The following is a 10,861-nucleotide window of genomic DNA, read 5'->3' as shown; positions in this document are numbered from 1 at the left end:
ATCCTGGAGTGCGGACGGGGGTGTGGTCGGGGATGGGGACGGGGGTGTGGTCGGGGTGGCGGTGGTCAGGAGGAGGGCGATGAGGTGCGTCGTCGTGGTGTGCATGTACGCACTGTGACGCAACGGGGGCCGTCCGCGCTGATCTTGGTGGTCGGCTGTGGACAGGCCACCCGTTGTGGACATCGCCGTCACCCGGCGGTGTCGGGGTCCCGTACACTTCTTCTGGCGATCCGGGTCACCGGGTCGACTTCGCACGCCCCGCCACCACTGTCAGAAGTCGTGGTAGCGCTCTTCGGTCCTTCGTGGCGCAGCGCGCCGGGGCGTCAGGACAAACCGAGAAATCAAGGAGATACGGCCATGGCCGTCGTCACGATGCGGGAGCTGCTGGAGAGCGGCGTCCACTTCGGTCACCAGACCCGTCGCTGGAACCCGAAGATGAAGCGCTTCATCTTCACCGAGCGCAACGGCATCTACATCATCGACCTGCTCCAGTCGCTGTCGTACATCGACCGCGCCTACGAGTTCGTCAAGGAGACCGTCGCCCACGGCGGTTCCATCATGTTCGTCGGCACCAAGAAGCAGGCCCAGGAGGCCATCGCCGAGCAGGCGACCCGGGTCGGGATGCCGTACGTCAACCAGCGCTGGCTGGGTGGCATGCTCACCAACTTCTCCACCGTCTACAAGCGCCTTCAGCGTCTGAAGGAGCTTGAGGCGATCGACTTCGAGGACGTGGCCGCCTCCGGCCTGACCAAGAAGGAGCTGCTGGTCCTCTCGCGCGAGAAGGCCAAGCTGGAGAAGACCCTCGGCGGCATCCGCGAGATGCAGAAGGTGCCGAGCGCCGTCTGGATCGTCGACACCAAGAAGGAGCACATCGCCGTCGGTGAGGCGCGCAAGCTCCACATCCCGGTCGTCGCGATCCTGGACACCAACTGCGACCCCGACGAGGTCGACTACAAGATCCCGGGCAACGACGACGCGATCCGCTCCGTCACCCTGCTCACCCGCGTGATCGCCGACGCCGTCGCCGAGGGCCTCATCGCCCGTTCCGGCGTCGCCACCGGTGACTCGAAGCCGGGCGAGAAGGCCCAGGGCGAGCCGCTCGCCGAGTGGGAGCGGGACCTGCTGGAGGGCGACAAGAAGGCCGACGAGGCCGAGAAGCCCGCCGAGGCCCCCGCCGCCGAGGCCGAGAAGCCGGCCGAGGCCGCCGCCGAGACCGAGGCGCCCGCCGCCGAGGCCCCGGCCGCCGACGCTCCGGCCGCCGAGCAGGCCTGAACCCCGGGGCTGCGGCCCTGAGTCGAGGGCGCCGGGCCGGTGCGAGCCGGCCCGCGCGCCCGGGGGGACCGGACGGCGGCTGCCGCCGGGTGCGGTCCCGTGGATTCGGCGAAGACGGCGGAGGCCCACGAAGCCTCCGCCGTCCACCCGTAGATCTTCGTAGATCTTCCAGACTTCGAGAGAGATTCACAGATCATGGCGAACTACACCGCCGCTGACGTCAAAAAGCTCCGCGAGCTCACCGGCGCCGGCATGATGGACTGCAAGAAGGCGCTGGACGAGGCCGACGGCAACGTCGACAAGGCCGTCGAGGCGCTGCGCATCAAGGGCCAGAAGGGCGTCGCCAAGCGCGAGGGCCGCTCGGCCGAGAACGGCGCGGTCGTCTCCCTGATCGCCGGCGACAACACCTCCGGTGTCGTCCTGGAGCTGAAGTGCGAGACGGACTTCGTCGCCAAGAGCGAGAAGTTCCTGGTCGTCGCCAACGCGCTCGCCGCGCACGTCGCCGCCACCTCCCCGGCCGACCTCGAGGGCCTGCTCGGCTCGGAGATCGAGTCCGGCAAGACCGTCCAGGCGTACGTGGACGAGGCCAACGCCAACCTGGGCGAGAAGATCGTCCTGGACCGCTTCGCGCAGTTCTCCGGCGGCTACGTCTCCGCGTACATGCACCGCACCATGCCCGACCTGCCCCCGCAGATCGGTGTCCTGGTCGAGCTGGACAAGGAGAACGCCGAGGTCGCCAAGGGCGTCGCGCAGCACATCGCCGCCTTCGCGCCGAAGTACCTGGCCCGCGAGGACGTCCCGGCCGAGGTCGTCGAGACCGAGCGCCGCGTCGCCGAGGAGACCACCCGCGCCGAGGGCAAGCCCGAGGCCGCGATCGCCAAGATCGTCGAGGGTCGGCTGAACGGCTTCTTCAAGGACGCCACCCTGCTGGGCCAGCCGTACGCGCTGGACAACAAGAAGTCCGTCCAGCAGATCCTGGACGAGGCCGGTGTCACCCTGAAGCGCTTCGCCCGCATCAAGGTCGGCATCTGAGCCGGTACGCGCTCGACTCGGGATCCCGCTAGGGTTTCCCACGTGGACGTCGGCCGCGTGAGCGCCGGACGGCCGCAGATCTGACGAGGAGGCCATTGCCGTGAGGGACACCGCACTCACCGGCAGTGGCCTTCTTCGTATGTGCACGAGGAGATCTCCATGAACCAGGGCGCCGCACAGGGCGACGACACATCCGGCAACAAGTCCGGCCGCTTCATGCTGAAGCTGTCCGGGGAGGCGTTCTCCGGCGGCGGGGGCCTCGGCGTCGACCCCGACGTGGTCCACGCCATCGCGCGTGAGATCGCCGCGGTCGTACGCGGCGGCGCCCAGATCGCCGTCGTCATCGGCGGCGGCAACTTCTTCCGGGGCGCCGAACTCCAGGTCCGCGGCATGGACCGGGCCCGCTCCGACTACATGGGCATGCTCGGCACGGTGATGAACTGCCTCGCCCTCCAGGACTTCCTGGAGAAGGAGGGCATCGAGACCCGGGTCCAGACCGCCATCACCATGGGCCAGGTCGCCGAGCCGTACCTGCCGCTGCGGGCCGCGCGCCACCTGGAGAAGGGCCGCGTGGTCATCTTCGGCGCGGGCATGGGCATGCCGTACTTCTCCACCGACACCACCGCCGCCCAGCGGGCCCTGGAGATCGACGCCGAGGCCCTGCTGATGGGCAAGAACGGCGTCGACGGGGTGTACGACTCCGACCCGAAGACCAACCCGGACGCGGTGAAGTTCGACGCGCTGGAGTACGGGGAGGTGCTGGCCCGGGACCTGAAGGTCGCCGACGCCACCGCCATCACCCTGTGCCGGGACAACAACCTCCCGATCCTGGTCTTCGAGCTGCTCGCGGCGGGCAATATCGCGCGGGCCGTGAAGGGTGAGAAGATCGGCACGCTCGTCAGCGACGAGGGCACCCGGCGCTGAGACCCTGCCGGGCCTCCCGGACCGGGTCGCCCGCGCGCGTCGCCGACGCCTGGCGGGGTCGCTCCGGGAGGGGATGGACAAAGCCCTGCCGGTCGGACACCGTTCAGGGACGCAAGAGCCACGCGGGCGCCGCGTACCACGGACGATCCCCGGTACGCGGTGGGTACGCCGGACGCACCCCGCCCGGGGACTCGCAGGCGCCACCGACGGACGCCTATCCACCAGACGATCCACAGACGACACGCAGGAGCAAGTGGTGATCGAAGAGACCCTCCTCGAAGCCGAGGAGAAGATGGAGAAGGCCGTCGTGGTCGCGAAGGAGGACTTCGCCGCGATCCGCACCGGGCGCGCCCACCCGGCCATGTTCAACAAGATCGTCGCCGACTACTACGGCGCGCTCACCCCGATCAACCAGTTGGCCTCGTTCTCCGTGCCGGAGCCGCGCATGGCCGTGGTCACCCCGTTCGACAAGAGCGCGCTGCGCAACATCGAGCAGGCCATCCGCGACTCGGACCTGGGGGTCAACCCCAGCAACGACGGCAACATCATCCGCGTGGTGTTCCCCGAGCTGACCGAGGAGCGCCGCCGCGAGTACATCAAGGTCGCCAAGGGCAAGGGCGAGGACGCCAAGATCTCGATCCGCTCCGTGCGCCGCAAGGCCAAGGAGACCATCGACAAGGCGATCAAGGACGGCGAGGTCGGCGAGGACGAGGGCCGCCGCGCCGAGAAGGAGCTCGACGACACCACCGCGAAGTACGTCGCGCAGGTGGACGAGCTGCTCAAGCACAAGGAATCCGAGCTGCTCGAGGTCTGATGAACGACGCATCCTGGGGGGCCCCGCCGAAAGGCGGTTACTGGGGTCCGCCCGACCAGGGGCTCGACACCGGGCTCGCCCCGGCCGCCCCGGCGGGTCCCGCCCACGACGGGCATGAGGCACAGCAGACTCGCCCCATGCCCATCGTGCCCGACTCTCCCGCCGGCCCACCGTCCGGCGGCGACCACGGAGACCAGGACGACCTCGACCACGGCCGTGACCGGGGGGCCGCCGCGCAGGGCGGTCCCCCGTTCCGTGCGGCGGCGCCGCACGGGCAGCCGCCCGCCGGCGGGCAGCCGTACGCCGGCGGCCGCGCTGCCGGTCACCTGCCCGGCCACGCGTCCGCGCAGGCGGCCGGCGGGCCGGCCGCGCCGCTGCCCGCGGCCGCCGTCAAGAAGCGGGCCGGCCGCGACCTGCGGGCGGCCATAGGGGTCGGCGTCGGACTCGGCGCGGTGATCATCGCGTCGCTGTTCGTCTGGAAGGCCGCGTTCGTCGGGGTCGTGGCCGCCGCCGTGGTGGTGGGCCTGTGGGAGCTGACCTCCCGGCTCCGGGAGCGCAAGGCCATCAAGGCCCCGCTCGTCCCGCTGGCCGTCGGCGGCGCCGCCATGGTCGTCGCCGGCTATCTGCGGGGCGCCGAGGGGGCCTGGGTCGCCATGGCGCTGACCGCGCTGGCGGTGCTGGTCTGGCGGATGACCGAACCGCCCGAGGGCTACCTCAAGGACGTCACCGCGGGCGTGTTCGCCGCCTTCTACGTGCCCTTCCTCGCCACCTTCGTGGCGTTGATGCTCGCCGCCGGCGACGGGCCCTGGCGGGTGCTGACCTTCCTGATCCTCACCGTGGTCAGCGACACCGGGGCGTACGCGGTGGGCTGGCGCTTCGGCACCCACAAGCTCGCCCCGCGGATCAGCCCCGGCAAGACCCGCGAGGGCCTGCTGGGCGCGGTCGGCTTCGCGATGGGCGCGGGCGCGCTGTGCATGGAGTTCGCCGTCGACGGCGGCACCTGGTGGCAGGGGCTGCTGATGGGGCTGGCCGTCGCGGTCAGCGCCACCCTGGGCGACCTCGGCGAGTCCATGATCAAGCGGGACCTCGGCATCAAGGACATGGGCACCCTGCTGCCCGGCCACGGCGGCATCATGGACCGGCTGGACTCGCTGCTGCCGACCGCGCCGGTGGTGTGGCTGCTGCTGGTGGTGTTCGTGGGGGCGGGCTGACCCGCGGCCGGGGCTGACACCCGCGGCCGGGGTCGACACCCGCCGCCGCCGTACGCGGCGGGGTGACCTGCCGCACTTCCCGTACGGGAAGAGGGCCGGACTCCCGGACCGTTACCCTGGAAGGGCTCGCCGCTTCGCGCGGCGGGCCCTTTCGGCCGTACCGGCCGGGCCGCCCGCCGGGCCGGAGCCCGCGCCCTTCCGGCACGGACGCCCACCGACGTACAGCGATCGCCGTATCCGCACCGGCGCACGTGACGCAGCTAGGAGCAGCACGCCATGGCACCCCCCGCCCCGGGAGAACTGACGTTCGTCGCGCCCCGCGGCGCCAAGAAGCCGCCGCGGCACCTCGCCGACCTGTCGCCCGCCGAGCGCAAGGAGGCCGTGGCGGCGATCGGCGAGAAGCCGTTCCGCGCCAAGCAGCTCTCCCAGCACTACTTCGCCCGCTACGCGCACGACCCGGCGCAGTGGACCGACATCCCGGCCGCCGCGCGGGAGAAGCTCGCCGCCGAGCTGCTGCCCGAGCTGATGAGCGTGGTGCGGCACATCTCCTGCGACGACGACACCACCCGCAAGACGCTGTGGCGGCTGCACGACGGCACCCTGGTCGAGTCGGTGCTGATGCGCTACCCGGACCGGGTCACCATGTGCATCTCCTCGCAGGCCGGCTGCGGCATGAACTGCCCGTTCTGCGCCACCGGCCAGGCCGGCCTCGACCGCAACCTCTCCACCGCCGAGATCGTCCACCAGATCGTCGACGGCATGCGGGCGCTGCGCGACGGCGAGGTGCCCGGCGGCCCGGCCCGGCTGTCCAACATCGTCTTCATGGGCATGGGCGAGCCGCTGGCCAACTACAAGCGGGTGGTCGGCGCGATCCGCCGGCTGACCGACCCCGAGCCGGACGGCCTGGGGCTGTCCCAGCGCGGCATCACCGTCTCCACCGTCGGCCTGGTGCCGGCGATGCTGCGGTTCGCCGACGAGGGCTTCAAGTGCCGGCTCGCGGTCTCCCTGCACGCCCCCGACGACGAGCTGCGCGACACCCTGGTGCCGGTCAACACCCGCTGGAAGGTCCGCGAGGTGCTCGACGCGGCCTGGGAGTACGCGGAGAAGTCCGGCCGCCGGGTCTCCATCGAGTACGCGCTGATCCGCGACATCAACGACCAGGCGTGGCGCGGCGACCTGCTGGGCCGCCTCCTCAAGGGCAAGCGCGTGCACGTCAACCTCATCCCGCTCAACCCGACGCCCGGGTCCAAGTGGACCGCCTCCCGGCCGGAGGACGAGAAGGCGTTCGTCGAGGCCATCGCCGCGCACGGGGTCCCGGTGACCGTGCGGGACACCCGGGGCCAGGAGATCGACGGGGCCTGCGGGCAGCTCGCCGCCGCCGAGCGCTGAGCCCCGTCCCCCGGGGCGGCCGAAAAGCGACCTAGTACTCTGGGGGCGCGCGGTCCGTTCCGCGCGCCACAACTCCACAACATCACCATCCGACAGGGGAGCGCCACAGCGCTGAGAGTGCGGCACCGTCAGGCCGCAGACCCTCTGAACCTCGCCCAGGTCATTCTGGGTAGGGAGTTCGGTCACCACTCAAGCTGTTGCGCCCTGCCCGCCCGCGCGCCCCCTGCGGCCGCCGGCGGGCGGGGCCGCGTCTCTTCCTGGTCACCCCCAGGAGGAATCAGTGTCCACCACCACCACCAAGGTCGCGGCCGGTGTGCTGGCCGGCGCGCTGGGCGTCACGGCGCTCACCGCGTGCGGCGGCGACGGCGGGTCCGGCAAGGACCAGGGCGCCACGGCGTCCAAGACCGTCACCCTGGTCAGCCACGACTCGTTCAACGCCTCCCCGGAGGTGCTCAAGGAGTTCACCGAGCGGACCGGCTACACCGTCAAGGTCCTCAAGAGCGGCGACGCGGGCGAGGCCGTCAACAAGGCGGTGCTCACCAAGGGCGCCCCGCAGGGCGACGTCTTCTTCGGCGTCGACAACACCCTGCTCTCCCGCGCCCTGGACAACGGCGTCTTCCAGTCATACCGGGCCAAGGGCCTGGACCGGGTGCCCGAGGACGTCCAGCTCGACAAGGCCGAGCACCGGGTCACCCCGGTCGACACCGGCGACATCTGCGTCAACTACGACAAGAAGTTCTTCGCGGACCGGAAGCTCGCACCGCCGAAGAACTTCGACGACCTCGCCAAGCCCGCCTATAAGGACATGCTGGTGGTGGAGAACCCCGAGCGCTCCTCGCCCGGCCTGGGCTTCCTGCTCGGCACCGCCGCCGAGTACGGCGACGGCGGCTGGCCGGGCTACTGGAAGAAGCTGAAGGCCAACGGCGTCAAGGTCGCCGACAGTTGGGAGATCGCCTACAACCAGGAGTTCTCCGGATCGGCCGGCGGCAAGAAGGCCAAGGGCGACCGGCCGCTGGTCGTCTCCTACGCCTCCAGCCCGCCCGTCGAGGTGCTGTACGCCGAGCCGCAGCCCGAGGAGGCGCCCACCGGCGTCTCCACCGGCACCTGCTTCCGGCAGACCGAGTTCGCCGGCCTGCTGGCGGGGGCGAAGAACCCCGAGGGCGGCAAGGCGCTCCTGGACTTCCTGATCTCCAAGGACTTCCAGGAGGACGTGCCGCTGCAGATGTTCGTCAACCCGGTCGCGAAGGACGCCGCGCTGCCGGCGCTGTTCACCGAGCACGGCGCGACCGCCGACGACCCGCACGCGCTCGACCCGAAGAAGATCGCCGACAACCGCGACCAGTGGATCCAGACGTGGTCCTCCCTCGTCCTGAGGTAGCGCGCCGCGAGGCGGCGCCCGGGAAGACCGCCGCGCCCACGCCGTCCGCGCGGCGGCGGGCGCGGCGCGCGGGCGCGCTGCGGGCCGGGCTGATGGCGCTGCCGGTGGTCTTCTTCGCGGTCTTCTTCGCCTACCCGGTGGCCGCCATCACCGCCCGCGGCCTCGGCCTGAGCGACGGGCCCGGCGCCACCGGCACCGGCGGGGGCGGCTTCGACCCCGGCCGGATCGCCGAGGTGCTGGGCCGCCCAGAGATCCTCGACGTGCTGTGGTTCACCACCTGGCAGGCGCTCGCCTCCACCGCGCTGACCCTGCTGGTGGCGCTGCCCGGCGCCTATGTGCTGGCCCGCTTCGACTTCCCCGGCCGGAAGCTGCTGCGGGCCGTGGTCACCGTGCCGTTCGTGCTGCCCACCGTCGTGGTCGGCACCGCGTTCCTCGCCGTGATGGGCCGGCGCGGGCTGCTCGACGAGCTGTGGGGCGTGCGCCTCGACACCACCGTGTGGGCCATCCTGCTCGCCCACCTCTTCTTCAACTACGCCGTCGTGGTCCGCACCGTCGGCGGGCTCTGGTCCCAGCTCGACCCGCGCCAGGAGGAGGCCGCCCGGGTGCTGGGCGCCTCCCGGCTCGGCGCCTTCCGCCGGGTGACGCTGCCGGCGCTCACCCCCGCGGTGGCCGCCGCCGCGCTGATGGTCTTCCTCTTCACGTACACCTCCTTCGGCATCGTGCAGATCCTCGGCGGACCCGCCTACACCACGCTGGAGGCCGAGGTCTACCGGCAGACCGCGCAACTGCTCGACCTGCCGACCGCCGCGGTCCTCACCCTGGTGCAGTTCGCCGCCGTCGGCGCGGTGCTCGCCGTGCACGCCCGGACGGTACGCCGCCGGGAGACCGCGCTGAAGCTGGTGGACCCGGCCACCACCGCCCGCCGGCCGCGCGGCGCCGCCCAGTGGACGCTGCTGGCCGCCGTGCTCGCCTCCATCACGCTGCTCCTGCTGCCGCTCGGGGTGCTGGTCGCCCGCTCCTTCGGCGGCCCGGACGGGCTGCTGTACTACCGGGCCCTTCAGGACGCCGACGCCTCCGGCGGCACCTTCCTGGTCGCCCCGCTCACCGCCGTCTCCACCTCGCTGACCTACGCGCTGGCCGCCACCGCGATCGCCGTCCTGGTCGGCGGCCTGGCCGCGGCCGCCCTCACCCGGCGCGCCGGCCGTCTCGTGCGCGGCTTCGACGCCCTGCTGATGCTGCCGCTCGGGGTGTCCGCGGTCACCGTCGGCTTCGGCTTCCTCATCGCGCTGGACGAACCGCCGCTGGACCTGCGCTCCTCGTGGTGGCTGGTGCCGCTGGCACAGGCGCTGGTGGGGGTGCCGTTCGTGGTGCGGACCATGCTGCCGGTGCTGCGCGCCGTCGACGTACGGCTGCGGGAGGCGGCCGCCGTGCTCGGGGCGTCCCCCTGGCGGGCCTGGCGGGAGGTGGACCTGCCGCTGGTCGGCCGGGCGCTGCTGGTGGCCGCCGGGTTCGCGTTCGCCGTCTCGCTGGGCGAGTTCGGTGCGACGGTGTTCATCGCCCGGCCCGACAGTCCCACCCTGCCGGTCGCCGTCGCCCGGCTGATCGGCCGGCCCGGCGACCTCAACTACGGGCAGGCGATGGCCCTGTCCACGATCCTGATGGTGGTGTGCGCGGTGTCCCTGCTGCTCCTGGAACGCGTCCGCGTCAACCGGGCGGGTGAGCTGTGAGCGGCCTGCTGACCCTGGAGCAGGCCACCGTGCGCTTCGGCGGCCGGGCCGCGCTGGACGCGGTCGACCTCGACGTCGCCGAGCACGAGATCGTGTGCGTGCTCGGCCCGAGCGGCAGCGGCAAGTCCACCTTGCTGCGGGCGGTCGCCGGGCTGACGCCGGTGGACGGCGGGCGGGTGCTGCTGGACGGCGCCGACCAGGCCGGGGTGCCCGCGCACCGCCGCGGGGTGGGCCTGATGTTCCAGGACCACCAGCTCTTCCCGCAGCGCGACGTCGCCGGGAACGTCGCCTTCGGGCTGCGGGTACGCGGCGCGGCCAGACCCGAACGCACCGCCCGGGTGGCCGAGTTGCTCGAACTGGTGGGCCTGCCCGGCGCCCAGCGCCGCGCCGTCGCCGCGCTCTCCGGCGGCGAGCAGCAGCGCGTCGCCCTGGCCCGGGCGCTCGCCCCCAGTCCGCGGCTGCTGATGCTGGACGAGCCCCTCGGCCAGCTCGACCGGGGCCTGCGCGAGCGCCTGGTGGCCGAACTGCGGCGGCTCTTCGGCCGGCTCGGCACCACCGTGCTGGCCGTCACCCACGACCAGGGCGAGGCGTTCGCCCTCGCCGACCGGGTGGTCGTCATGCGCGACGGCCGGATCGCCCAGTCCGGCACCCCCCGCGAGGTGTGGCAGCGCCCCGCCGACGAGTTCACCGCCCGCTTCCTCGGCTTCGAGAACGTGACCGCGGCGACGGTACGCGGTGAGGCCGCCGACACCGCCTGGGGCAGGCTCCCGGTGCCGGCCGGCTCGGCCCAGGGCGAGCACCCCCTGCTCGTCCGCCCCGCCGGCGTACGGCTCACCGCCCCCGCCGACGGGCTGCGCTGCACCGTCGAGACCCGCACCTTCCGCGGCCACCACGTCGCCGTCCGCCTGCGCCCGGAGACCGGCCCGCCCCTGGAGGCGGTCTGCGCCCTGCGCGACACCCCGGAGGAGGGCGCCGAGGTGGGCGCGGTCTTCACGGCGCAGGAGGTCGTGGTGCTGGGCTAGCGGGTGCCCCCACGCCGGCCTCCGGTGCCCCCGCCCGGCCTCCGGCGGCCCCGCCCGGCCTCCGGCGGTCCGCGTCGGGGAGGGCGGGGAGC

The 10,861-nt window shown here is 72.5% G+C and carries 9 protein-coding genes; all 9 read left to right on the top strand.

Annotated elements, in window-relative coordinates:
* Nucleotides 1-357 precede the first annotated feature (357 nt).
* The 9 genes from rpsB to C6N75_RS20015 all read left to right on the top strand — a co-directional run bounded on the left by rpsB (nt 358) and on the right by C6N75_RS20015 (nt 10,769).
* On the top strand, nt 358-1,272 hold the full coding sequence (gene rpsB, locus C6N75_RS20055) for a 30S ribosomal protein S2 (RefSeq protein WP_105870294.1): 915 nt from the start codon (nt 358-360) through the stop codon (nt 1,270-1,272).
* A gap of 195 nt (nt 1,273-1,467) precedes the next feature.
* On the top strand, nt 1,468-2,304 hold the full coding sequence (gene tsf / locus C6N75_RS20050) for a translation elongation factor Ts (RefSeq protein ID WP_105870293.1): 837 nt from the start codon (nt 1,468-1,470) through the stop codon (nt 2,302-2,304).
* 159 nt (nt 2,305-2,463) lie between these two features.
* Nucleotides 2,464-3,228 (top strand): UMP kinase, encoded by a 765-nt coding sequence (gene pyrH, locus C6N75_RS20045; protein WP_105870298.1) that lies wholly within the window; start codon nt 2,464-2,466, stop codon nt 3,226-3,228.
* A 256-nt stretch (nt 3,229-3,484) separates the two neighbouring features.
* A complete protein-coding gene (frr, locus tag C6N75_RS20040) occupies nt 3,485-4,042 on the top strand; it encodes a ribosome recycling factor (protein WP_105870297.1) in 558 nt (185 codons plus the stop codon).
* Entirely contained in the window at nt 4,042-5,253 is a 1,212-nt protein-coding gene (locus C6N75_RS20035; protein ID WP_105870292.1) for a phosphatidate cytidylyltransferase, read from the top strand. Before frr ends, C6N75_RS20035 begins: the two co-directional genes overlap by 1 nt.
* 276 nt (nt 5,254-5,529) lie before the next feature.
* Nucleotides 5,530-6,642: a 23S rRNA (adenine(2503)-C(2))-methyltransferase RlmN gene (rlmN, locus tag C6N75_RS20030; protein ID WP_105870291.1), complete on the top strand. Its 1,113-nt coding sequence runs from the start codon at nt 5,530-5,532 to the stop codon at nt 6,640-6,642.
* 280 nt (nt 6,643-6,922) lie between these two features.
* Complete coding sequence (locus C6N75_RS20025; protein ID WP_105870290.1) at nt 6,923-8,020, top strand: thiamine ABC transporter substrate-binding protein; 1,098 nt, start codon at nt 6,923-6,925, stop codon at nt 8,018-8,020.
* A 77-nt stretch (nt 8,021-8,097) separates the two neighbouring features.
* Nucleotides 8,098-9,747 carry an ABC transporter permease gene (locus tag C6N75_RS20020; RefSeq protein WP_105870295.1) on the top strand — a complete coding sequence of 550 codons (1,650 nt, stop codon included), beginning with the start codon at nt 8,098-8,100 and terminating at the stop codon, nt 9,745-9,747.
* Nucleotides 9,744-10,769 carry an ABC transporter ATP-binding protein gene (locus C6N75_RS20015; RefSeq protein ID WP_407703247.1) on the top strand — a complete coding sequence of 342 codons (1,026 nt, stop codon included), beginning with the start codon at nt 9,744-9,746 and terminating at the stop codon, nt 10,767-10,769. Before C6N75_RS20020 ends, C6N75_RS20015 begins: the two co-directional genes overlap by 4 nt.
* The last annotated feature ends 92 nt before the right edge of the window (nt 10,770-10,861 follow it).

Origin of the sequence: Streptomyces solincola (assembly GCF_002982015.1) — a bacterium.
In the GTDB taxonomy this organism is placed as follows: Bacteria; Actinomycetota; Actinomycetes; order Streptomycetales; family Streptomycetaceae; genus Streptomyces; species Streptomyces solincola.
This window is presented reverse-complemented; position numbering and strand designations above follow the sequence as displayed.